21 protein-coding genes are annotated in these 22,088 nt (G+C 73.3%); 11 read left to right on the top strand and 10 right to left on the bottom strand.

Annotated elements, in window-relative coordinates:
* Positions 1–68: 68 nt before the first annotated feature.
* Both AC0I8G_RS08745 and AC0I8G_RS08750 read left to right on the top strand, forming a co-directional pair.
* Positions 69–1,298 (top strand): L,D-transpeptidase, encoded by a 1,230-nt coding sequence (locus AC0I8G_RS08745; RefSeq protein ID WP_471729553.1) that lies wholly within the window; start codon positions 69–71, stop codon positions 1,296–1,298.
* Entirely contained in the window at positions 1,268–2,239 is a 972-nt protein-coding gene (locus tag AC0I8G_RS08750; protein WP_471729554.1) for a lysylphosphatidylglycerol synthase transmembrane domain-containing protein, read from the top strand. The genes AC0I8G_RS08745 and AC0I8G_RS08750 overlap by 31 nt, the downstream gene beginning before the upstream one ends.
* 75 nt (positions 2,240–2,314) lie before the next feature.
* Here AC0I8G_RS08750 and AC0I8G_RS08755 read toward each other — a convergent pair whose 3' ends face one another.
* The 5 genes from AC0I8G_RS08755 to ctaE all read right to left on the bottom strand — a co-directional run bounded on the left by AC0I8G_RS08755 (position 2,315) and on the right by ctaE (position 7,497).
* A complete protein-coding gene (locus AC0I8G_RS08755) occupies positions 2,315–3,076 on the bottom strand; it encodes an SDR family oxidoreductase (protein ID WP_471729555.1) in 762 nt (253 codons plus the stop codon).
* Between the two features lie 107 nt (positions 3,077–3,183).
* A complete protein-coding gene (gene qcrB / locus AC0I8G_RS08760) occupies positions 3,184–4,857 on the bottom strand; it encodes a cytochrome bc1 complex cytochrome b subunit (protein WP_471729556.1) in 1,674 nt (557 codons plus the stop codon).
* Positions 4,854–5,885, bottom strand: a complete 1,032-nt coding sequence (gene qcrA / locus AC0I8G_RS08765) for a cytochrome bc1 complex Rieske iron-sulfur subunit (protein WP_471729557.1) — start codon at positions 5,883–5,885, stop codon at positions 4,854–4,856. The genes qcrB and qcrA overlap by 4 nt, the downstream gene beginning before the upstream one ends.
* 58 nt (positions 5,886–5,943) lie before the next feature.
* Positions 5,944–6,729, bottom strand: coding sequence for a cytochrome bc1 complex diheme cytochrome c subunit (qcrC, locus tag AC0I8G_RS08770; protein ID WP_471729600.1), 786 nt, complete (start codon positions 6,727–6,729; stop codon positions 5,944–5,946).
* A 108-nt stretch (positions 6,730–6,837) separates the two neighbouring features.
* Positions 6,838–7,497, bottom strand: a complete 660-nt coding sequence (gene ctaE, locus AC0I8G_RS08775) for an aa3-type cytochrome oxidase subunit III (protein ID WP_471729558.1) — start codon at positions 7,495–7,497, stop codon at positions 6,838–6,840.
* A 314-nt stretch (positions 7,498–7,811) separates the two neighbouring features.
* Between ctaE and trpD the strand changes: the two genes are divergently transcribed.
* Entirely contained in the window at positions 7,812–8,882 is a 1,071-nt protein-coding gene (gene trpD, locus AC0I8G_RS08780) for an anthranilate phosphoribosyltransferase (RefSeq protein WP_471729559.1), read from the top strand.
* Between the two features lie 27 nt (positions 8,883–8,909).
* Here the strand turns inward: trpD and AC0I8G_RS08785 are convergent, their stop codons facing one another.
* Together AC0I8G_RS08785 and AC0I8G_RS08790 are read right to left on the bottom strand one after the other, a co-directional pair.
* Complete coding sequence (locus AC0I8G_RS08785) at positions 8,910–9,188, bottom strand: Lrp/AsnC family transcriptional regulator (protein ID WP_328295650.1); 279 nt, start codon at positions 9,186–9,188, stop codon at positions 8,910–8,912.
* Between the two features lie 9 nt (positions 9,189–9,197).
* Entirely contained in the window at positions 9,198–10,958 is a 1,761-nt protein-coding gene (locus AC0I8G_RS08790) for a DEDD exonuclease domain-containing protein (protein WP_471729560.1), read from the bottom strand.
* Positions 10,959–11,187: 229 nt separating this feature from the next.
* On the opposite strand from AC0I8G_RS08790, the gene AC0I8G_RS08795 reads away from it, so the two are divergent.
* From AC0I8G_RS08795 to AC0I8G_RS08805, 3 genes are read left to right on the top strand one after another with little or no spacing between them, the layout of a single operon-like run.
* Positions 11,188–11,373 (top strand): hypothetical protein, encoded by a 186-nt coding sequence (locus AC0I8G_RS08795; RefSeq protein WP_471729561.1) that lies wholly within the window; start codon positions 11,188–11,190, stop codon positions 11,371–11,373.
* Between the two features lie 7 nt (positions 11,374–11,380).
* On the top strand, positions 11,381–12,535 hold the full coding sequence (locus tag AC0I8G_RS08800) for a hypothetical protein (RefSeq protein ID WP_471729562.1): 1,155 nt from the start codon (positions 11,381–11,383) through the stop codon (positions 12,533–12,535).
* Positions 12,532–13,722, top strand: a complete 1,191-nt coding sequence (locus AC0I8G_RS08805; RefSeq protein ID WP_471729563.1) for a glycosyltransferase family 4 protein — start codon at positions 12,532–12,534, stop codon at positions 13,720–13,722. The genes AC0I8G_RS08800 and AC0I8G_RS08805 overlap by 4 nt, the downstream gene beginning before the upstream one ends.
* Here AC0I8G_RS08805 and AC0I8G_RS08810 read toward each other — a convergent pair.
* Positions 13,625–14,992 (bottom strand): hypothetical protein, encoded by a 1,368-nt coding sequence (locus AC0I8G_RS08810; protein ID WP_471729564.1) that lies wholly within the window; start codon positions 14,990–14,992, stop codon positions 13,625–13,627. The genes AC0I8G_RS08805 and AC0I8G_RS08810 overlap by 98 nt on opposite strands.
* 8 nt (positions 14,993–15,000) lie before the next feature.
* On the bottom strand, positions 15,001–16,800 hold the full coding sequence (locus tag AC0I8G_RS08815; RefSeq protein ID WP_471729565.1) for an AMP-dependent synthetase/ligase: 1,800 nt from the start codon (positions 16,798–16,800) through the stop codon (positions 15,001–15,003).
* Positions 16,801–16,996: 196 nt separating this feature from the next.
* Here AC0I8G_RS08815 and AC0I8G_RS08820 point away from each other — a divergent pair, with 196 nt between their 5' ends.
* The 4 genes from AC0I8G_RS08820 to AC0I8G_RS08835 all read left to right on the top strand — a co-directional run bounded on the left by AC0I8G_RS08820 (position 16,997) and on the right by AC0I8G_RS08835 (position 20,595).
* The gene (locus AC0I8G_RS08820; protein WP_471729566.1) at positions 16,997–17,605 is read left to right on the top strand and encodes a hypothetical protein; all 609 of its coding nucleotides are present in this window, start codon (positions 16,997–16,999) and stop codon (positions 17,603–17,605) included.
* A 112-nt stretch (positions 17,606–17,717) separates the two neighbouring features.
* Positions 17,718–18,719, top strand: a complete 1,002-nt coding sequence (locus AC0I8G_RS08825; RefSeq protein ID WP_471729567.1) for an ROK family protein — start codon at positions 17,718–17,720, stop codon at positions 18,717–18,719.
* Positions 18,720–18,751: 32 nt separating this feature from the next.
* Complete coding sequence (locus tag AC0I8G_RS08830) at positions 18,752–19,834, top strand: ROK family glucokinase (RefSeq protein WP_380157019.1); 1,083 nt, start codon at positions 18,752–18,754, stop codon at positions 19,832–19,834.
* Entirely contained in the window at positions 19,834–20,595 is a 762-nt protein-coding gene (locus tag AC0I8G_RS08835; protein WP_471729568.1) for an endonuclease/exonuclease/phosphatase family protein, read from the top strand. Before AC0I8G_RS08830 ends, AC0I8G_RS08835 begins: the two co-directional genes overlap by 1 nt.
* Positions 20,596–20,604: 9 nt before the next feature.
* Here AC0I8G_RS08835 and AC0I8G_RS08840 read toward each other — a convergent pair whose 3' ends face one another.
* On the bottom strand, positions 20,605–21,141 hold the full coding sequence (locus AC0I8G_RS08840; protein WP_471729569.1) for a hypothetical protein: 537 nt from the start codon (positions 21,139–21,141) through the stop codon (positions 20,605–20,607).
* Positions 21,142–21,255: 114 nt separating this feature from the next.
* Here AC0I8G_RS08840 and AC0I8G_RS08845 point away from each other — a divergent pair, with 114 nt between their 5' ends.
* Positions 21,256–22,056, top strand: coding sequence for a lysophospholipid acyltransferase family protein (locus tag AC0I8G_RS08845; protein ID WP_471729570.1), 801 nt, complete (start codon positions 21,256–21,258; stop codon positions 22,054–22,056).
* The last annotated feature ends 32 nt before the right edge of the window (positions 22,057–22,088 follow it).

The following is a 22,088-nucleotide window of genomic DNA, read 5'->3' on the forward strand; positions in this document are numbered from 1 at the left end:
TCCAGGTGCGAGGATCGACGGTGGGGGAAGTACGAGAGGGTCCTGGTGACCCGGGGGAGAAGCGCTCGGTGGAGAACAGCACGTACGTCCAGGTGCGGCGACGCACGATCGTCGCGGCGGTCCTGGCAGGGGTCGCCCTGCCGTTCGGACTGACCGCCTGCCAGTCGGACGCCGACTCCGGCGCGGCCGGGAAACCGTCCGCGAGCGGGACGCCGTCCGCACCGCCGGCCACGATCACCGTGACCCCGGCCGACCTGACCGGTGACGTCCGTCCGGACGCGCCCGTCACCGTCACCGCGGCCGGAGGCAAGCTCACCGACGTCACCGTGACCGCGGCCGACGGCACCCCGCTAGCCGGCGCCGTGGACGCCGCCGGGACCACGTGGACCAGCAGCGCGGCGCTCGCGCCGGCCACGGCCTACGCCGTGCACGCCGTCGCCACGAACACCGCGGGTTCGGCCGCGACGCGGGACAGCACCCTCACGACGTTGACCCCGACCGAGACGGCCTTCCCGGCGGTGGCTCCGCTGGCCGGTTCCGAGGTCGGGGTCGGGATGCCGGTCATCGTCACCTTCGACGCCCCCGTCGCCAAGGACAAGCGCAGCGTCGTCGAGCAGAACATGACGGTCACGGGGTCCCCGAACCCCGTCGCTGGGTCGTGGAACTGGCGTTCCGACACCAAGGTCGAGTTCCGGCCCGAGCAGTACTGGCCCGCGCACAGCACGGTGCACGTCGGCATCGCGCTCGGCGCGATCGAGGTCGCCCCGGGGGTGTGGGGCAAGAGTCGCGACATCGACTTCACGATCGGCTCCGCGATGGTCAGCACCGTCGACATCGGCGCGCACACCCTGACCGTCACCCGCGACGGCGAGGTCCTCAAGACCATCCCCGTCACCCTGGGGCAGTCCGGCAGCGGTGGGCAGTTCGTCACCCGCAGCGGCACCAAGGTGATCATGAGTCTCGAGAAGTCCCGGGAGATGAACTCCGAGACCACCGGCATCGGGCAGGACGACCCGCGCTACTACAACCTCGACGTGAAGTACGCGATGCGTCTGACCAACTCGGGGGAGTTCCTGCACGCCGCTCCGTGGTCCGTCGCCTCGCAGGGCAGGGCGAACGTCAGCCACGGCTGCACGGGCATGAGCACCGAGAACGCGCAGTGGATGTTCCAGAACTCCAAGGTCGGTGACGTCGTGACCTACACCGGCAGCGACCGCAGCATCGAACCCGGCAACGGCTTCAACGTGTGGAACGAGACCTACGACCAGTGGCGCCAGGGCTCCGCGCTGACCGCCTGAGACGCCGCCGGCCGTGGGCCCGTCGCCTCTGGCGGGTCCTCCTCGCGGTCGCCACCGTCGTGGCCGTGGTCGTCCTCGTGCACCGTCTGCAAGGGGCCGACCTGGGGGAGCGGCTGCGCTCCGCCGACCCCGGCTGGGTGACGATCGCCGCGATCGTCGCCGTCGTCCCCCTGCTCGGCAACGTCGCCTCCATGACCGCCCTCTCGCCGGTGCGGATCCCGGTCGTGCGGACCTGCCTGCTCTGGCTCGCGACGTCCTTCGTCAACCTCGTCACCCCCTCGAGCACGGGGGGTGTCGCGCTGACCGTCCGCTACCTGCAGCAGCGGGGCCTGCCGCTCGCGGTCGCGGCCACCACCATCGGCATCGTCCAGTCCACCTCGTTCGTCGTCACCGCGGTGCTCCTGCTCGGCTGCGTGCTCCTCGCGGGTCGCGAGCCCGAGGCCGGGGTGTCGCTGCCCTGGCCGGTCCTCGGCGGGGCGGTCGTGCTCGCGGGCGTGCTGTTCCTCGTCGTCCGCTGGTGGCCCCGCGCCCGGCGTCTGATCGCCGAGAAGGTGGTCGAGCCGGTCCGGGCGGAATGGCCGGCGCTGCGCCGCGTCCTGACCCACCCGACCCGCGTCCTGGTGGCCCTGCTCGGACACCTGGCCGTGCCTCTGGGGTTCGCTTCCACCCTGCTCTGCTGCGCCCGTGCGGTCGGGGGAGACCCCTCGCTGCCCCTGCTGGTGCTCGTCGTCGTCGGGAGCTCCGCCGTCACCGCCGCGATCCCCGTTCCGGGGGGCATCGGCGCCTCCGAGGCCTCGCTGGCCGCGGGACTGGTGGCGTCGGGGCTCGACCCGGTGCCCGCCCTCTCCGCCGCGCTCCTCTACCGGGCCCTGACGTTCTGGCTCCGCGTGCCCTTCGCCTGGGTCGCGCTCCTCTGGCTGCGGCGGCGTCGCGCGGTCTAGGGGTTCGCACCCTCGACGCACCGGACGCGACGATGCGCCCGGTGCGTCGACGGGTCCCCACCCGGGCGAGCGGGATCAGCCGGTGAAGCTGCCCGTGTCGCCGACGTAGCGGGTGTGGTCCGCGGGGACCGGGTCGAGCGCGGCACGCGCCACCTCGGCGGCGAACTCGGCGACGTCGTAGAGCTTCCCGGCCGCCTCCTTGCGGGTGGCCAGCGCACCGGGGTTGGAGCGTTCCAGCAGGGTGGCGGTGATGGTGCCCTCGATCATGTCCCCGGACACGACGACGAATTCGATCCCGCGCGCCTCGAGATCGGGGAGGAGAGCCCGGAGCGCGTCCTCTCCGGCCCGTTTGCTGCGCGCGACCGCCTCGTACTCCGGCATGGTCTCGGTCGTGTTGATGAAGTGCGCCTGGTGGCTGGTGACGAAGACGATGCGGGATCCGGCGGCGAGCAGGGGGAGCGCGGTCTGCAGGACGCGCACCTGGGCGTCGCGGTTGAGCTGCATCGCGTAGTCCTCGGCCATGCCCTGTTCCATGCCGCCCGAGGCGTTGAGCACCAGCACGTCGAGACCACCGAGTTCGGCGCGGACCGTGTCGAACATCGCGGTGACGGAGGCGTCGTCCGTCAGGTCCGCGGCGACGGCGAAGGCCGTCGTGCCCGACTCGGTGAGCTGGGCGACGAGCTTCTCGGCGCGGACGGCCTTGTTGCGGTAGTTGATCACCACGGACGCACCCGCCTGGGCGAAGTACGTGACGGTCTGGGCGCCGATGCCACGGGAGGAACCGGTGACGAGGACGCGCTTGCCGGTCAGGGTGTCAGGGGCGAGGGGAGAAGTCACGGAGGGAGAGCCTAACCGTCGGGGGAGGAGGGTCGGAAACGCCGAAGGGCCCCTCCGCCCTCCCCGTGAGGGGAGGAGCGGAAGGGCCCCGAGCCGTGTGGCGAGGATCAGCCGTGGGTCGTCTGCGACGTCCCGATGGCCGGGTTGGTGCCGGCGTCGATCTCGTCCTGGTGACCCCCGCCGACCTCACCGTGGTGGTCGGCGTGCGAGGCGGCGAGTTCGGTCGGGGTGACCGGCTCGACGCGGTCCTCGAAGTAGAACTTCGAGAGGCGACGCTGGACCTTGCCGTAGAGCGTGTCCGGGTTCCCGGCGTCCACGCGGTCCTCGATCTCCATGGGGCGCAGGGAGTCGTGCTGGACGAGGGTCCACCGCTCGAGGTCGGTCAGGGCGGCGTGGACCTCGATGAACTCACCGTGCGGGAGCCGGACGATGCGGCCGGTCTCACGACCGTGCAGCGCCTTCTCGCGGTCCTTGCGCTGCAGGCCGAGGCAGATGCGCTTGGTGATCACGAACGCCAGCGGCGGCAGGACGAAGATGCCCACCCGCAGGAAGCGGGTGATGTCGTTGATCGACAGCGACATCATGTGGGCGATGATGTCGTTGCCGCCCGAGATCCACAGCAGGACGTAGAACGTGAGCGCCATGACGCCCAACCCCGTGCGGGTCGGCTGGTTGCGCGGGCGGTCCAGCAGGTGGTGCTCACGACGGTCGCCCGTCGCGGCCTGCTCGATCCACGGGTACACGATCGCGGCGCCCAGGGCGAACACGATCACCAACGTCGTGGGGATGAAGATGTTCATCGAGAACGTGAAGCCCCAGGCGGTGAACTCCAGCCAGCCCGGGGTGAGTCGGACCGCCCCGTCGAGCCAGCCCATGTACCAGTCCGGCTGGGAACCGGCGGTCACGGGGGAGGGGTCGTAGGCCCCGTAGGCCCAGATCGGGTTGATCGAGACGAGCGACGCGATCAGGGCGATGACACCGAAGACCAGGAAGAAGAACCCACCGGCCTTGGCCATGTACACCGGGAAGAGCGGGAAACCGACGACGTTGTCCTCGGTGCGACCCGGGCCGGGGTACTGGGTGTGCTTGTGCACGACGACGAACATGAGGTGCACCGCGATGAGCGCGAGCATGATCGCCGGCAGCAGCAGGATGTGGATGGTGAAGAACCGCGGGATGAAGTCCTGGCCCGGGAACTCGCCACCGAAGAGGAAGAAGCTGATGTAGCTGCCGACCACGGGGACCGCGAGGATGATCGCGTCCGCGATGCGGATCCCGGTCCCGGAGAGCAGGTCGTCGGGGAGGGAGTACCCGGTGAAGCCCTCGAAGACCGCCAGGATGGCGAGCAGGACACCGATGACCCAGTTGACCTCGCGCGGCTTGCGGAACGCGCCGGTGAAGAACACGCGGGCCATGTGGACGATCGTCGCGGCGACGAAGACCAGCGCGGCCCAGTGGTGGACCTGGCGCATCAGCAGACCGCCGCGCACGTCGAAGGACAACCGCAGCGACGAGGCGTAGGCCTCGGACACGTGCTGTCCCGTCAGCGGCAGGTAGATGCCGTTGTACGTCGTCTCGGCCGCGGACGGCTCGTAGAAGAACGTGAGGAAGGTGCCCGTGAGCAGCAGGATCACGAAGCTGTACAGCGTGATCTCGCCGAGCATGAACGACCAGTGGTCGGGGAAGATCTTGCGAGCGAACCCGTTGACGACCTTGCTCGCGCCGACGGTGTCGTCGGCGAAGTTCGCGACGCCACCGGCCGCCTTGTCGATGGTGCTCATCCGCGCTCCCAGAAGCTCGGGCCCACGGCCTCGTTGAAGCCGTCGGTCGCCATGAGGTACCCCTCGTCGTCCACCGCGATCGGCAGTTGGGGGAGAGCCCTCTTGGCGGGGCCGAAGATCACCTTGCAGTCCTGCGTCAGGTCGAACGTCGACTGGTGGCAGGGGCACAGCAGGTGGTGGGTCTGCTGTTCGTAGAGGGCCACAGGGCAGCCCATGTGAGTGCAGATCTTGGAGTAGGCGACGGTTCCGTCGACACCCCATTCCGCGGACTTCTGCGTGAGCAGGCTCGCGTCGAGACGCATGAGCAGGACGGCCGACTTCGCCTTCTCGTTGAGGACCTCGTCGGCCTCTTCGATGCCTTCGGGGAGAACGTGGACGACGGAGCCGATGCTCACGTCGGCCGCGCGGATGCGACCACCCTCGGGGTCCTTGACCAGGTAGGTGTCGGCCTTCCACATCGTGGTGGACAGGTCGTTGCCCGGGAGGGGACCGGTGTCGCGGAAGAAGAACACCGCGGGGATCGGGAACAGCGCCAGGGACCCGATGAGGGTGTTGCGGATGAGGGGACGACGACCGAGACCGGCCTCCGCGGCGCCCTCCTTGAGGATCGAGACGGCCTCGTCGCGCTCGGCCGTGGTGCCGCGCTGACGGTGGCGGTAGTCGATGCGCTCGTCGTCGGGCATGAGGGTCTTGGCCCAGTGCACGGCCCCGACGCCGAGGGCGAAGAGCGAGACGAACATCGACAGGCCGATGGCCTTGGTCGAGAGGCTGATCCGCTCGAAGCTGTCGTCGTACTTGATGCCGATGAGCGAGACGATGATCCCGATCGTCCCGATCATGGAGAGCACCAGGAAGAAGGCGACCTGACGCTCGGCGCGCCGGGCGGCGGCCGGGTCGGTGTCGCCCATGCGGTGCCGGTGTTCCGGCAGCCCGGGGTTCTCGAAGCGGTCGGGAACGCCGCCCTCGGGCTTGGCGAGGGTGGTGCTCGCCTGCCCGTGCGCCTCGTCGGCGCGTTCGATGTCGCTCATGCTCCCTGCCCGTCCGGTTCCTTCACGCTGCTGCTGGTCGTGCTCGAGGTGCTGCTCATCAGGAGGACTTCATCCCCAACCAGACGGAGACGCCGATCAGGAGGCCGATGCCGCCGATCCAGGCCAGCAGACCCTCGGAGACCGGGCCGACGGATCCCAGCGTGAGGCCACCCGGGTCCGGTCGCACGTCCTCGTTGGTCAGCCAGGCGATGATCGCCGTCTTGTCCTCGGTGCTGATGGTGTTGTTGTTGAAGACCGGCATCGACTGCGGGCCGGAGACCATGGCCTCGTAGATGTGCTTGGCGGAGACCCCGTCCAGGCTCGGCGCGTACTTGCCGGCCGTGAGGGCCCCGCCCTTGCCGGCGAAGTTGTGGCACATCGCGCAGTTGGTGCGGAAGATCGCGGCGCCCTGCGCGAGCTGCTCCTTGCTGACCGAGCTGGTGTCGAGCTGCTCGTCCGTCGGCATGGCCGGGCCCGGTGCGAGGGAGGCGATGTAGGCCGCCATCTGGTTGATCTGGTCCTGCGAGAAGCGGACCTTGCTCACCTCGGGGGCCTGAGCGCCCGACTGGGCCAACGGCATGCGCCCGGAGCCGACCTGGAAGTCGACGGCCGCCGCGCCCACGCCGATGAGGGAGGGGCCGGGGTTCTTGCCCTCGACCACGCCACCACCCTGCGCGTTGAGCCCGTGGCAGGTGCTGCAGTTGGCGAGGAACAGCTTCTTGCCCGCCTCGACGTCGTCGGCCGACGCGGTCGCGGTGGTCGCCTGCGCGTCGCGCGGGGCCACCGCGGCGTACAGGCCGCCGACGAGGAGGAGCGCCAACGCGATCAGCACGACGACGGCCATCGGGTGGCGCCGTCGGGCGCTGAGTGCGGTGAGGGTCCTGGTCACGGTGCTGGTGCTCGCTTCCTACGGGGCGTTCGGACTGCGGGAACTGCGCTGGCGGTCGGGGCGTTACTTGAGGATGTAGATGATCGTGAACAGACCGATCCACACGACGTCGACGAAGTGCCAGTAGTACGAGACGACGATGGCGCTGGTCGCCTCCTGGTGCCCGAAGCGCTTCACGGCGAAGGACCGGCCGATGACCATGAGGAAGGCGATGAGACCGCCGAAGACGTGGATGCCGTGGAAGCCGGTGGCGAGGATGAAGACCGAGCCGTAGGCGTTGGTGGCGATGGTCAGACCCTCGTGCGCGAGTTCCGCGTACTCGAAGACCTGGCCGGCGACGAAGAGCGCTCCGAAGATGTAGGTGAGGACGAACCACTCCTGCATGCCCCACTTGGAGAGCTGGTGGAGCTTGCCGAGGCGGCGCGGCTGGAAGCGCTCCGCGGCGAACACCCCGAACTGGCACCAGAACGACGAGATCACGAGGATCGTCGTGTTGACGCTGGAGAACGGCACGTTCAGCAGCTGGGGGCCGGACTCCCAGAGCGCCGGGGCCACCGACCTGATCGTGAAGTACATGGCGAACAGGCCCGCGAAGAACATGAGCTCGCTCGACAGCCACACGATCACGCCGACCGACACCATGTTCGGTCGGTTCACGGACCCGTGGGCCGGACTCGGGGTACTGCTCTGGACAGCCTGTGCACTCGCCACGCGCACAATCATGCCCCACCCGTTTCTGCTTCGCTGCCCGGCCCACCGACAACGTGTCGTAGATCTCCGTTGGGCCGGTCGGGGGAGGTTCGCCACGGGGTGTGCGCAGGTCGTGCGGAGGGTGCGGATCCTGCTTGGAGCAAGGCGTCCGGGCCTCGCGACGGCGTCCACCGCCCCCTGAGGTCACAGAACGGTCTCGATCTGGGGACCGCGCGTCCGGCGCGTCGGCAGGTGGGCCCGCCCGTTCCCGCGATCAGTAGGGTTCGGGTCGCCGCGCGCTCGAGCGCGGCCGTCGATCGTGTCGACCCAGGGAGCCAGGACCAGCCATGACCACCCCCGCCGCACCCACGTGGTCCGGGCTGCTGACCGAGCTGATGGCCGGTCGCGACCTCGCCCTGGAGCAGGCGTCGTGGGCCATGGACCAGGTGATGCGCGGAGAGGCCAACGACGTCCAGCTGGCGGGCTTCCTCGTGGCCCTGCGCGCCAAGGGTGAGACCAGCGCCGAGCTGACCGGGCTGGCCGAGGCCATGCTGAGCCACGCCGTGCCGCTGGAGGTCCCCGGCCCGATCGTCGACCTCGTCGGCACCGGCGGGGACCGCGCGCACACGGTGAACATCTCGACCATGGCCTCGCTGGTGCTCGCCGGAGCCGGCCACCGCGTCGTCAAGCACGGCAACCGGGCCGCCTCGTCCTCCTCCGGCTCCGCCGACGTGCTCGAGGCGCTCGGGGTCCGGCTCGACCTGCCGCCGCAGCGGGTCGGCCAGCTCGCCGTCGAGGTCGGGATCACGTTCTGCTTCGCCCAGGTCTTCCACCCCGCCATGCGCTTCGCCGCCGGCGCCCGCAGCGGCCTCGGGGTGCCGACGGCCTTCAACGTCCTCGGCCCGCTGACCAACCCCGCGCGGGCGGGGGCCTGCGCCATCGGGGTCGCCGACCGCCGGATCGCCCCGCTCGTGGCCGGCGTCCTGGCCGGCCGCCGGACCTCGGCGCTGGTCTTCCGCGGCGAGGACGGGCTCGACGAGCTCACGAGCACGGGGCCGGCCCGGATCTGGGTCGTGAGCGGCGGCCACGTCACCGAGACGGTGCTCGACGCCGTCGCGGAGCTCGGGCTGGCGCCGTCGACGCTGGCCGACCTGCGCGGCGCGGACGCGGTCTACAACGCGGAGGTGGCTCGCCGCCTGCTCGCGGGAGCCCGGGGTCCGGTGCGCGACGCCGTCGTCCTCAACGCCGCCGCGGCGATGGTCGCGGCCGGGGTGCGGGCCGCGGGCTCCACCGCCGTCGATCCCGCGCCCGCGCTCGTCGACCACCTCGCCGAGGGGATGCGCCGGGCCGAGTCCGCGCTGGACTCCGGCGCGGCGGCCGACGTGCTCGACCGGTGGGTCCGCGCCAGCGCGGCCTGAGTCCCGGGCGCCTCGCAGTGGGGTCCCTCAGTCGAAACCGAGGGCGAAGGCCGTCTCGAGGTCGTGCTTGGAGTAGGCGCGGAAGGCGATGTTCGTCGTCGTGCTGACGACGCCGTCGACCCGCGCGATCCCGCCGGCGATGACGTCGGCCAGCCGGTCGTGCTCCTGCACGCGGACCATGACGACGAGGTCGACGTCCCCGGTCACCGAGTAGACCTCGCTGACCCCGTCGAGGTCGGCGAGCGCCTGCGCGACCTCGGGGATGCGCCGGCCGTCGCACTGGACGTTGACGATGGCGGTGATCACGCGCCGAGACTACTCGGGCTGCCCCGGGCGCAGGTGGTACCGCGCCCAGCCCGCGCCGCGCACGGGTGAGGCCCAGGGTCGCCGGTCGTCCTCCTCGACGCTGACCAGGCGCACGCCCGGTTGCTCGAGCCAGCCCAGCAGCAGGTCGGTCTCCTCCACCAGCAGGCCGCTGCGGGCGGCGTCGGGCGTGGGGACGGCCTCGCCGGTGGCCCGCAGGGCGGCGATGTGCGGCATCGGGTCGGCCCCCCGCGGGGTCACGCAGGTCCCGGCGAGCCGGCCGTGACGGATGAGGACGACCTCCCAGCCGCCGTTGCGCCAGCCCGGCGTCGCGACGCTGCGCCGGGCCGCGACGATCTCGGGGGCCGAGGCGATCGGCGCGCGACGCTGAGAACGGTCCGCGGCGTGCAGGAACGCCTCGAGGCGGTCCCGGGCCCCGGCGGCCTCCTCGTAGCGCTGCTGCTCGGTGAGGAGCTGCAACCGGTCCCGGCCGCGGGTGAAGGTCGTCGTCGCGTCGTGGTGCATCGCGTCCCGGACGGCCGCGACGACACCGGCGTAGGACTGCGCGTCCTGCCCGCCGCGTCCGGTGCCCAGGCAGGGCGCGCCGCAGCGACCGATCTCGAGCAGGACGCAGGCGCCCGGGCCGTCCTGCGCGGGGTTCTTCGGGATGCGACGGGTGCACTGGCGCAACGGGTGGGCGTCGTGCAGGGCCTCCACGGCGAGCTCGGCCGTCCGGGCCGAGCGGAAGGGGCCCAGGTAGTCGCCACCGTCCTCGCGTCGTTGCCGCACCAGTGACAGGCGGGGCCAGGCGTCGGTGGTGAGCTTGACCCAGGTCACCTTCTCCGGGGTCTTCGAGCGCCGGTTGTAGGGCGGTGCGTGCTCGGCGATGAGCCGGAGTTCGCGCACCCTCGCCTCCAGTGGCGTCTCGCAGACCACCGGGACGACGCTGGTCGCGGCCCGGACCATCTCGGTCATCCGCGGACGCGTCTCCGAGGCCGTGAAGTAGGACGACACCCGCCGGTGCACGTCGACGGACGTGCCGACGTAGAGGACCCGCCCGGCGGCATCGCGGAACTGGTAGACCCCCGGGGCCGAGGGCAGCCCGACGGCGAGGTGCTTCTTCTCCCGGCGCGCCTTGCTGACGACCGTCGCGGCGAACGCGGTCAGGTCCTCGATCGTGTGGACGCCGCGGTTGCCGACCCGTCCGAGCAGAGCGTGCAGGACGTCGACCGTCGCGCGGGCGTCGTTGAGGGCGCGGTGGTCCGGGGTGGTCACCGTGCCGAACAACCGGGCCAGCGACCCGAGCTTGTTGTTCGGGGCCTCGTCGCGGTCGACGAGCTGACGGGCCAGGACGACGGTGTCCACCACCCGCGGCTTCGGCCAGTCGCGGTCGGTGAGCCCGCAGGCGGCGACGAGGAACGAGACGTCGTAGCGGGCGTTGTGCGCGACGAGGACCGCGCCGCGGTCGAAGCCGGCGAACTCCAGGAACGCGGGGAGCGCCTGCCGCAGGGTCGGCGCCGAGGCGACCATCCGGTTCGTGATCCCCGTGAGGACCTGGACGAAGGCGGGGATGGGGGAGGTCGGGCGCACCAGGGTCTGGAACTCGCCGAGGACCTGGCCCCCGCGGACCTTCACCGCGCCGATCTCGGTGATGCCGGCCCCGGCCGGGGGGCCACCGGTCGTCTCGAGGTCGACGACCACGAAGGTCACGTCCGCCAGCGGCCGGCCCAGGTCCTCGAAGCTGCTCTGGAAGCTGGTGGTGCCGGTGGACATGGGGGGACCGTAGGCGCCGGGCCCGACACGACCGCGGCACGACACGCGCAGACCGCCCTCCGCAGGGGTCGGCCGGCACGCCGCTGCGTCGGGCGCAGCGGTGCCCGCAGACCTCCGCCCGACCCGCTGACCTGCTCGAACGCCCGTTCGAGGGGTCGTGTCGGAGGGCGGTGCTGGGATGCGGAGCACCGGCCGCTGGGGCCGGTCCCGACGATCTGGAGGTCACCCGGTGCTCATCGACTGCGACAGCTGCACGGTCCGTCCGCAGGCGTGCTCCGAGTGCGTCGTCTCGGTCCTGCTCGGACCACCGGGGGACGCGGTGCTCGACGCCGACGAGCTCGGGGCCGTGGAGGTGCTCGCGGCCTCCGGGCTGGTTCCCCCGCTGCGGCTGGCGACCCAGCGCGAGGCGGGATGATGCAGCGGTGCGTCCCGTCCCGTCGTTGCCACGACGGCTCTTCCTCCTGGCGCCCCCCGTCCTCGCCGGGTGCTCCGCGCCGCCCACGGCCCCCGCACCCGACGACGTCCAGCAGGTCCTCGCCGCTCGCGGGGCCGCGCTGGTGGCCGGTGACCTCACGGCGGCCGGTGCGGGCTACGACCCCGCCGAGCGCGGCGCCGTGCGCGTCCTCGACGCCCGGGCCGTGCACGCCGGACTGCGCGAGTGGGCCGTCAGCGGGCTCGACGACACCGCCGCGGGCGTCGCGGGGACCCTCCGCGTCCGCGTCGAGGGCGAGGGGCGGGCCGTCGCCGGCGCCTTCCGGGCCGGCTGGGACGGTCGGCTCCGCACCTCCACCGCGGGCACACCGCAGCCGTGGGACCTCGGTGACGTCGAGGCCCGGGTCGTCGGGGGCGGGGTCGTCCTCGTCGTCGACCCCGCCGCCGGTGAGGTCGCCGACCAGGTCGCGGCCGACCTCCCCGACGCCACGGCGCGCGTCGACGCCGCCTGGGGCCGGGACTGGCCCCGGGGAACGGCGGTCGTCGTCCTCCCCACGGCCGCCGAGGTCACCCGGTTCGCCGGACGCGACCCCTCCGGGCGCCTCGACGCCGTCGCCGTGGGCCTCGACGCCGACCTGTCCGACGGTGCCCCGGCCGGGGTCCGCGTCGTGCTCTCGGTGGAGCGCTTCGCCGCGCTGAGCCCGCTGGGGCGCAGCGTCACCCTCACCCACGAACTCGTCCACGTCGCGACCCGGGCGAGCCCCCGCGCCGCCGGCGCCGTGGTGCCCACCTGGCTGACCGAGGGCTACGCCGACCACGTCGCCCGCCTGCGCCGCGACGTCGCTGCGACGGCGCTCGCCGCCCCGTTGCTGAGCGCGGACGGCGTCCCGCAGGTCCCCGACGACGCGGCGTTCCGCAGCTCGGAGCCGGCGGTGCTGCAGCTCGCCTACGCCGCGGCGTGGACGCTGGTGACGTCGACGGCCCGGGTGGCGGGGACGGCCGCGGTGACGGCCCTGCTCCGCACGGTGCTGGCCGGGACGGACCTGGAGGCCGCCTGCCGGCAGGCGCTGGGCCGCTCGTTCGGGGACGTCGTCGAGACCTGGCGCGCCGACGTCGCGAGCGACCTGGTGGGGTGGGGGCCGTGAGCACGCTCGTCGTCACCAACGACTTCCCGCCGCGGACCGGGGGGATCGAGTCGTTCGTCCACGCCGTCGTCCGCCGCTTGCCCGCCTTCGGCGACGACGACGCGGCCCGGGTCGTCGTGCACACCGCCCGCCAGCGGGGTGACGCCGCCGTGGACGCGGAGCTGGCCGCGCGGGGGATCGTCGTGGTCCGCGACCCGTCCCCGCTGATGGTGCCCACCCCGGGCATCGTGCGGAGGGTGCAGCGCACGGCCCGCGAGCACGACGCCGACCGGGTCTGGTTCGGGGCGGCGGCCCCGCTGGGGCTGATGGCGCCCGCGCTGCGCACGGCCGGGGTGCGGCGCACGGTCGCGACGACGCACGGCCACGAGGTGTGGTGGTCCAGCCTGCCCGGATCCCGCTCGGCCCTGCGCCGGATCGGGGAGGGCAACGACACCGTCACCTACCTCGGCGACTGGTGCCGCTCGCGCATCGAGCGACCGCTCACCGCCGCCGCGAGGTCCCGGATGCGCCGGCTCACCCCGGGCGTCGACGCGGACGTGTTCCGTCCCGACCCCGCGGCCCGGGAACGGGTGCGGGCCGAGTTCGGCCTGGGGCAGCGCCCCGTCGTCGTCTGCGTCTCGCGGATCGTCGCCCGCAAGGGCCAGGACGTCCTGGTCCGGGCGCTCCCCGAGATCCGGCGGCGGGTGCCGGGCGCGGCGCTGCTCATCGTCGGCGACGGTCCGCACCGCGGGGCGGTGGAGGCGCTCGCCCGGCGGTCGGGGGTGTCCGGGGACGTCGTCTTCACCGGGTCGGTCCCGTGGGACCGGGCGCCGGAGTACTACGCCGCCGGTGACGTCTTCTGCATGCCGACCCGCACCCGTCTCGGCGGGCTGGAACCCGAGGCCCTCGGCATCTGCTACCTGGAGGCCGCCGCCTGCGGGTTGCCCGTCGTGGCGGGGGACTCCGGGGGAGCCCCGGACGCCCTCCTCGACGGGGTGAACGGTCACGTCGTCGACGGCCGCTCCAGCGCTGAGGTGGCCGCCGCGGTCGCCGACCTGTTGCGGGACAGGAGGACGGCCGAAGAGTTCGGTGCCGCGGGACGTGAGTGGGTCAGCCGTCGCTGGGGCTGGGAGGAGCAGGCACGTCGACTGGCGCACCTGCTGGCCGGGACCGACGTTCCGCCCGACCCGGCGGAACGGCGGGACTGAGCGCGCCCGAGGAGGCGGCCACGGCGAGCAGCAGCAGGGCCCCGACGAGCCAGAACTGGTTGTAGAAGGCCTGCTTGTTCACCAGGTTCGCCACGAACAGGACGGCCGCGCACCAGCTCAGCAGGCCGGCCAGGCCGACCGCGCGGCGGCGCAGCGTCACCACGGCCGCACCCAGGACCGCCAGGACGACCACCCCGACGACGGCGATCGGCAACTGCACGCCGGCCTCGTTGAGCACGAAGGTGTAGAGCGTGTCGGCGAAGCGCAGAGGGGCGAGGTCGAGCATCGTCGTGACCGTGTCGTGCCGGAAGTCACCGAACCCGGCGACGATCCAGGGCGCCATGAGCAACCCCGCCCCGCCGGTGGCGACCGCCGTGCGCCGCCAGCCGAAACGGGGCCAGACCGCGAGCAGCGGCAGCAGGGCCACCACGTGCTGCTTGCTGGCCAGCGCCACCGCGAGCGGGACCACGGCCCACCAGGCACGCCCGGTCCGCACCAGCAGCGCCCAGCCGGCGAGGCCGACGAGCACCGTCGGTTCCGTCCAGGCCTGCTCGATCAACGTCCCGGAGCCGGGAGCGAGCAGCAGCAGCGCGGCCGCCGCGACCGCCGGCCGGCGCCAGCGGCCCAGCGCACCGACGCAGAGGGCGCTGACCACCACGAGGACCAGCAGCGCCCAGCGCACGTCCCCGGCGAGCCAGCGACCCGGGGCCGTGAGCACCGCCGTCCACGGCAGGTACGCGAAGGCGTCGGTGATGCCGGGGGAGCCGACCCAGGTCTGGGCGTACATCGACTTCCCCGCGGCCATCGCGTCCGCGGACTGCTGCAGGATGACCCAGACGTCGATGCGGGGCGCCGGGTCGCCGACGATCACCAGCGCGCCCGTGCCCACGGCCCCGACGACCGCCGCGAGCACCGCCAGTCGCCGGCTCGCCCCGCTGCCGGGGAGCAGCAGCCCGGCGACGACGAAGCAGCACACCCCGAGCACGATGCGGACCAGCAGCTGCCCCGCGTCGTCGAGGTAGCTGAAGGCGGGGACCCCGAGGTTCACCAGGCCGACGAGCGCCAGCAGGGCGGAGGGTACCCACCCGCCCGCTGCGCCGTCCCGCGCCTCCTGCCGGTCGTCGCGTGCCGTCCACGCCAGGCCCACGACCAGGGCGGCGATGACGACGTAGCCGGCGACGATCCACCACCGGTAGCGCACCACGCTGTGGGTGGCCAGGGCCATCAGCCCCGTCCACGCCACGAGCGTGGACGCGTCGCGGCGGCTCATCGAGTGGATCACGAGGAGTAGAGGGCCTCGACCTGGTCGGCGAGGTCCTTGAGGACCTCCGACCGCTTCACCTTGAGCGAGGGGGTCAGGTAGCCGTTCTCCACGGTGAAGTCGTCGGCCAGCACCCGGAACTTGCGGATCGACTCCGCCCGGCTGACCGACTCGTTGGTCTTGTCGACGGCCTTCTGCAACTCCGCCAGCACCTCGGCGTCGGTGCGGGCGGTCGCGAGGTCGAGACCGGGTCTGCCGTGGTTGGCGCCCCAGCCCGGCAGCGCCTCCTCGTCCAACGTCAGCAGGCAGGCCACGAAGTGGCGACCGTCGCCGACGACGACGGCCTGCGAGATCAGCGCGTGCGCCCGGAGCCGGTCCTCGAGCGCGGACGGCACGACGTTCTTGCCGTTCGCCGTGACGATGATCTCCTTCTTGCGCCCGGTGATCCGCAGGTTGCCCTCGTCGTCGAGGGTGCCGAGGTCGCCGGTGCGGAACCACCCGTCGGCGAAGGCTTCCTCGGTCTCCTGGGCGCGTCCGCGGTACTCGTGGAAGACCCCGACCCCGCGGGCCAGGATCTCGCCGTCCTCGGCGATCGCGATGTCGGTACCCGGCAGCGGCGGCCCCACGGTCCCGACCTTGATCCGGGAGGGGCGGTTGACCGTCAGCGGGGCCGTGGTCTCGGTGAGGCCGTACCCCTCGAGCACGACGAGGCCGACGCCGCGGAAGAAGTGCGCGAGGTGCTCACCCATCGGCGCGCCCCCGGAGACGGCGTACTCGACGCGGCCCCCCATGAGCGTCCGCAGCTTGGAGTAGACCAGGCGGTCGAAGACGCGGTGCCGCACCCGCAGCGCCACCGACGGGCCGCCGGTGTCGATGGCCCGCGACCACGCGTCCGCGGTGAGCGCGGCCTGCTCGAAGATCCGCGCCCGGAACCTCCCGCCGGAGGCGGCGCGCTGCTCGGCCCCGTTGAAGACCTTCTGGAACACCCGCGGCACGGCCAGGATGAACGTGGGCCGGAACCCGGCGAGGTCGGGCAGCAGGTCCTTGGCGTCGGCCGTGTGGCCCATCCGGATCCGGCTGACCAGGCACAGCGCCTGGATGAAGCGGGCGAAGACGTGGGCCAGCGGGATGAACAGCAACGTCGCCGCGTCCTGGCGGCGCAGCACCTCGGGGATGGCCTCGTCGGCGTTGCGGGCCAGGTCGAGGAAGTTGCCGTGGGTCAGCAGGCAGCCCTTGGGCCGGCCCGTCGTCCCGGACGTGTAGATCATCGTCAGCGGGTCGCTCGGACGGGCCAGCGAGCGGGAGTGCTCGACGTCGGCGTCGCTGACGTCCTCGCCCGCGGTGCGCAGGTCGGCGACGGCCCCCGACTCCAGCGTCCAGACGTCGCGCAGGGCGGGGAGGCGCTCTCGGACGGAGGCGATCCGGCCCGCGTTCTCGGTCGTCTCCACGACGGCGGCCACGCAGCCGGAGTCGGAGAGGATCCACTCGATCTGCTCCGGGGAGCTCGTCTCGTAGACGGGGACGGTCACGGCCCCCGCGAACCACCCGGCGACGTCGAACAACGTCCACTCGTAGCTGGTCCGGCCCATGATCCCGATCCGGTCGCCGGGGTGGATGCCCGCGGCCAGCAGGCCCTTGGCGATCGCGGTGACGTCGGCGAGGAACTCCTGCGCCGTGATGTGCTGCCACGTGCCGTCCGCACCCTTGCGGCTCACGCTGACGTGCCGGGGGTCCTGCCGCGCGGTGTCCACCACGCAGTCGGTCAGGTTGCCGGTCGTGGCGGGCTGGACGAGCGGTGGCTCGCAGCTGCTCCGCACGCTGGTTCCTCCTCGCATCGCTCCCGGGCCGCCGTGCTCGCGCGGTGCGCGGACGTCCGGGCGCCGCCGTCTCCGTCGGCGGTGCGACGACCCTACCTGCGAGGGGTCCCCGCCCCGGCGCGACGTCACCGCGACACCCGCACGGAGCAGCGGGAGGGGTTCAAGGTCGGGGCCGGGGGTGTCGATGCGTGCAGGTGTGAACGACGAGAAGGCGCGACCGCTCCCCGTCGGGGACCTCCATGGCTTCGCGCCGCTCGACGACCAGGGCCTGCTGCCGGCCCCCCGGCACGCCGGTCGCGACACGACCCGCACCAGCGCCGCGTTCGGCGCGGTCGAGGTCGGCCCACCGGTCAGCCGGCTCGCCCAGGAACCCGTCGTGGCGCCCGCACCCGAGGGTCCCGTCGTGGCGCGCGCCGAGCGCTGTCCCTCCTGCGCCGCCCGGGTCCGTCCCGAGCAGGACTGGTGCTCCCTCTGCCACGCCTCGTTGCTCCCCGCCCCTGCGCCGGTGGTGATCGCGCCGGTGGTGACGGCCGCGCCCGTGCGCCGTGAGGTCCCGCCCGCACGGGTCGTCGAGGACGAGGACGGCCAGCTCGCGCTGGACTTCGAGCAGCCCCGGCCCGCCGCGCCGGCCGTCGACGAGGCCGAGGTCGAGCGCATGCTCGGTGCCCTCGCCCGCACCGACGTCAAGGGACCGCGCGGCCTGCAGAGCCGACAGGCGAAGATCGCCGTCGCCGTCGGGGGCGGGCTCGGGCTGACGGCCCTGCTGCTCGGTGGCATGACCGCCCTGGGAGTCGTCCTCGGCTGAGGCGCGGGACCGGCACGGGTCACCCGCACGCACCGGGTAACCTCGCCGGGGCTGCACGTTCGGGCAGCCGCCCCGGTCGCGGGGCCGACGTCGCAGGGAGAACCGCACCGGCATGGTCGAGCAGCGCGCCGAGACGCACCACCACGACGCCACGGGCACCGGCAACGCCGTCGGTGTCGACATCGGGGGGACGAAGATCGCCGCCGGGGTCGTCGACCACCGCGGCGAGATCATCGCCCAGACCCGCCGGGAGACCCCGGCCCTGCACCCCGAGGCCATCGCCGACGCCGTCGCGGACGCGATCGCGGAGCTGGAGACGACCCACGAGTTCGGTCCCGTCGGCGTCGCCGCGGCCGGTTTCGTCGACGCCGCCCGGCGCAGCGTCGTCTTCGCCCCGAACCTCGCCTGGCGCGACGAGCCCCTCGCCGACCGCCTGGAGTCCCGCGTGGCGCGCCGCGTCGTGGTCGAGAACGACGCGAACGCCGCCGCGTGGGCGGAGTACCGCTTCGGTGGTGGCCTCGACGAGGAGGGCAACGCGGTCGCCGACCTCGTCATGCTCACGCTCGGCACCGGCCTCGGGGGCGGCATCGTCTCCGGTGGTCTGCTGCAGCGCGGGGCCAACGGCGCCGCCGCCGAACTCGGTCACGTCCGCGCCGTCCCCGGTGGCCGCGCCTGCGGGTGCGGGAACTCCGGCTGCTGGGAGCAGTACGTCGCCGGGAACGCCCTCGTCCGCGACGCGCGCGACCTGCTCCGCTCCGGCGACGCCGACGGTGCGGTGCTGCTGCGCGAGGTCGGTGGCGACCCGGACGCGGTGACCGGTCCCGTCATCACCCGCCTCGCCCAGGCCGGTGACCCGGGCTGCGCGCGCCTGCTCGCCGACGTGGGCCGCTGGCTGGGCGAGGCCGTCGCGAGCTTCGTCGCGATGCTCGATCCCGAGGTCGTCGTCATCGGTGGCGGCGTGTCCAGCGCCGGTGACCTGCTCCTGGCCCCGGCCCGGGTGAGCCTGGCGGAGAACCTCTCCGGCCGGACCCACCGCAAGCCGCCGCCGCTGCGCACGGCGACGAAGGGCAACGACGCCGGGATCATCGGCGCCGCCGACCTCGCCCGGGTCTGACGGACGACACCCCTGCGATCGGGAGCAGAGACATGGCCGTACCCCGCACCCCGCGCCCGCCCCGCCGTCGGCGCGCACCCGACCCGCGACGGGTCGCGCTGCAGCAACGGCTGCGCCAGCAGACCCGTCGGGTCTTCATCGGGGACGGGCCGGCCGTCGGCGTCGACATCGGCGGGACGAAGGTCGCGGCGGGAGTCGTCGACGGCGAGGGCAACGTCGTCATGCAGTTGCGGCGCGACACGCCCACGACGAGCCCGCAGGGGGTCGAGGACACGATCGCCGAGGTCGTGGAGGAGCTCGCCGCCCACCACGACATCGTCTCCGTCGGCATCGGGGCCGCGGGTTTCGTCGACGCCGAACGCGCGACGGTGCTCTTCGCGCCGCACCTGGCCTGGCGCCACGAACCGTTGCGCGAGGCCGTCGAACGGCGCATCCGCGCCCGGCTGGGTCGGCGCATCGGCCGGCGCACGATCGTCGAGAACGACGCCAACGCCGCCGCCTGGGCCGAGTACCGCTTCGGGGCCGGCCAGGAGGAGTCGCGCCTCGTCTGCGTGACGATGGGCACGGGCATCGGCGGCGGGATCGTCAACCAGGGCCGTGTGGTCCGCGGCCGCTACGGCATCGCCGGTGAGTTCGGGCACATGATCGTCGTCCCCGGTGGCCACCGCTGCGAGTGCGGCAACCGTGGTTGCTGGGAGCAGTACGCCTCGGGCAACGCGCTGGTGCGCGAGGCCCGGGAGCTCGCCCGGTCGAACTCGCCCGTCGCGCACACGTTGCTGGAACTCGCCGGGGGCGATCCCGAGGCGATCACCGGCCCCCTCGTCACCGAGGCCGCCCGGGCCGGCGACCCGGCCGCCGTGGAACTCTTCGAGGACGTCGGCCGCTGGCTCGGCATCGGCGTCGCGAACCTCGCCGCCGCGCTGGACCCGGGGACCGTCGTCATCGGGGGTGGGGTCTCCGACGCGGGCGAACTCCTGCTCGGCCCCTGCCGCGAGGCGTTCCGCCGCACCCTCACGGGGCGGGGTTTCCGTCCCGAGCTCACGATCGCCCGCGCCAAGCTCGGCCCGGCGGCGGGTCTGGTGGGTGCGGCGGACCTGTCCCGCGGCTGGGGCTGATGGCCGGCCCGGGTTCCGTCGGGCGCCCTGTCGCCCGGATGCGGGTGGCGACGTTCAACGTGCGCGAGCTGCTCGACGACACCGTCGCGCTGCGCGACCTGCTGCGCACCGCGGCGGCCGACGTCGTGTGCCTGCAGGAGGTCCCCACGTTCGGTCCGGTCGCCCACCGCCTCGGGGACCTCGCCGCCGACACCGGCCTCTGGCTCGCGGCGTGGGGTCGGGCCGGCGCGGGGACGGCGGTGCTCACCGCCGCCCGCGTCGACGTGCGGGCCGGTGCGGTGCGGGAACTGCCGACCGCCCGCTGGCGGGGGCGCAGGCCGGTGCGACGCCGGGGAACCGCCGAGGCCGTCGTCCGCGTCCCGCTGGGTGAGGGGTGGTCGCAGGAGGTGCTGGTGCGCAGCGTCCACCTCGGCCTGGAGGCCGGGGAACGCTCCGACCACGTGGCCCGGCTGCTGCCCGCGACCCCAGTCCCGGGGTCCTGCGGGCCGTGGTCCGACGCGCCCCTGGTGATGGCGGGTGACCTCAACGAAGAACCCGGGGGAGCGGTCCACCAGCGCTTCTCGACGGTGCTCGCGGACGCGGCCGAGGTCGCGGGCCGGCCCTTCCCGACCTTCCCGGCGCGGGCACCGCGCAGGCGGCTGGACCTGGTCCTGGTCGATCGCCGGCTGAGCGTCACCGGGGTCAGCACCCCGCCGGGGAACGCGGCCGCAGCCACCGACCACCTGGCGGTCGTCGCCGACCTGCTCGTCCCGGCCGGCTGAGGACGGGTCTCAGACCACGGCACCGTCGTCGTCGTCGTCGTCCCGCGAGCCGGGAAGACGGATGACCAGGGTCGCGAACCCCGCGACGAACACCCCCGCGGTGATCGCGGTGACGAGCTGCGGGACGTCGTTCCAGCCCAGCGCCACGACGAGCAGGAAGAGCGGTGCGCCGACGACGGCGATCCACGCGGCCCAGCCCAGGAGGTCGCGGGGGAGGGGCTTCGGTTCGGCGGGGACGAAGCGTTCCTCGGAGGAGGACCGCAGTTCGACCGGTTCGTCGTCGCGCCGGCGAGAGGTCGCGAACCACTCGGGCGTCGGGACGTCCTCGTGAGGGGGCGGAGGGAGCGGAGTGACCGGGCGGACCAACCGGGGCTCGGGGCGAGGCGCGTCGCCGGCCTGGGCGTTGTCCTCCTCGGCCTCGGGGGTGGTGTCCCGGGGCGGCGTGTCGGTCCTCGACGTGGCTTCCTCACCCCAGTGCGCGACGATCAGCGCGAACGCCGCATCGACGTCGAGGGGACCGGATCCGTCGTCCGGGGTTCGAGGCACGCCCCAATGGTGTCACGGGTGACCCGGGGTGGTCGAGGTTTCGGCGTGGCGCGCGCCGGTCCGTTCGCTAGGGTCAGCGATCACCGATCGGGCGACGAAGGACGAGGGGGGCCGGTGCCGCGCTTTCCCGTCCTGTACTGGCCGATCAAGCTGCTGGTCGCGGAACCGCTGGTCACGGCCGTGTTCCGGCCCTGGGTCCGCGGGCTCGAGAACGTTCCCACCGACGGTCCGGCGATCCTGGCCAGCAACCACCTCTCCGCCGCGGACACCGTGCTGCTCCCGACGGTGGTCGAACGGCGGGTCACCTTCATCGCCAAGGCGGACCTGTTCACCGGCCGCGGCGTGCGCGGTCGGCTCACCAAGGGCCTCATGCACGGGATCGGTCAACTGCCCGTCGACCGTTCCGGGGGCCGGGCGTCCTCGGCCGCCATCGCGGGGGCGGTGCGCGTCCTGCAGGAGGGTGACCTCTTCGGGATCTACCCCGAGGGGACGCGGTCACCGGACGGTCGCCTCTACCGCGGCCGCACCGGTGTCGCCCGCATCGCCCTCGCCTCGGGCGCCCCGGTGATCCCGGTCGCGATGATCGGCACGGAGGACCTGCTGCCGACCGGCCGGAGGCTGCCCCGGATCCGGCGCGTCGGCGCCGTGTTCGGGGAGCCGCTGGACTTCTCCCGCTTCGCCGGTCGGGGGGACGACCAGCTCGTCGTCCGCTCCGTCACCGACGAGATCATGTACGCGATCCAGAAGCTGTCGCGCCAGGAGTACGTCGACGCCTACGCCGAGCGCAGCCGGCTGCGCAGCGAGCTGTCCCGCAGCACCGGCGTCCCCGAGCCGCCGAGCACCTCCACGGGCGGCCCGGGCGGGCGCGCCGCCCCGGGCGGCGACGCGCCGAGGCCCGGCGACGCGCAGCACTAGACCCGCGGTGGCAGAGTTCCCCCCGGACGGAC

Source organism: Kineococcus sp. AC630 (genome assembly GCF_979255925.1).

Bases quoted from the DNA above. Each gene is read 5' to 3' on its own strand.
- AC0I8G_RS08790 (WP_471729560.1), bottom strand. From the start codon at position 10,958: ATGTCCACCGGCACCACCAGCTTCCAGAGCAGCTTCGAGGACCTGGGC.
- qcrC (WP_471729600.1), bottom strand. From the start codon at position 6,729: ATGGCCGTCGTCGTGCTGATCGCGTTGGCGCTCCTCCTCGTCGGCGGC.
- trpD (WP_471729559.1), top strand. From the start codon at position 7,812: ATGACCACCCCCGCCGCACCCACGTGGTCCGGGCTGCTGACCGAGCTG.
- AC0I8G_RS08825 (WP_471729567.1), top strand. From the start codon at position 17,718: ATGGTCGAGCAGCGCGCCGAGACGCACCACCACGACGCCACGGGCACC.
- qcrB (WP_471729556.1), bottom strand. From the start codon at position 4,857: ATGAGCACCATCGACAAGGCGGCCGGTGGCGTCGCGAACTTCGCCGAC.
- qcrA (WP_471729557.1), bottom strand. From the start codon at position 5,885: ATGAGCGACATCGAACGCGCCGACGAGGCGCACGGGCAGGCGAGCACC.
- AC0I8G_RS08830 (WP_380157019.1), top strand. From the start codon at position 18,752: ATGGCCGTACCCCGCACCCCGCGCCCGCCCCGCCGTCGGCGCGCACCC.
- AC0I8G_RS08810 (WP_471729564.1), bottom strand. From the start codon at position 14,992: ATGAGCCGCCGCGACGCGTCCACGCTCGTGGCGTGGACGGGGCTGATG.
- AC0I8G_RS08835 (WP_471729568.1), top strand. From the start codon at position 19,834: ATGGCCGGCCCGGGTTCCGTCGGGCGCCCTGTCGCCCGGATGCGGGTG.
- ctaE (WP_471729558.1), bottom strand. From the start codon at position 7,497: ATGATTGTGCGCGTGGCGAGTGCACAGGCTGTCCAGAGCAGTACCCCG.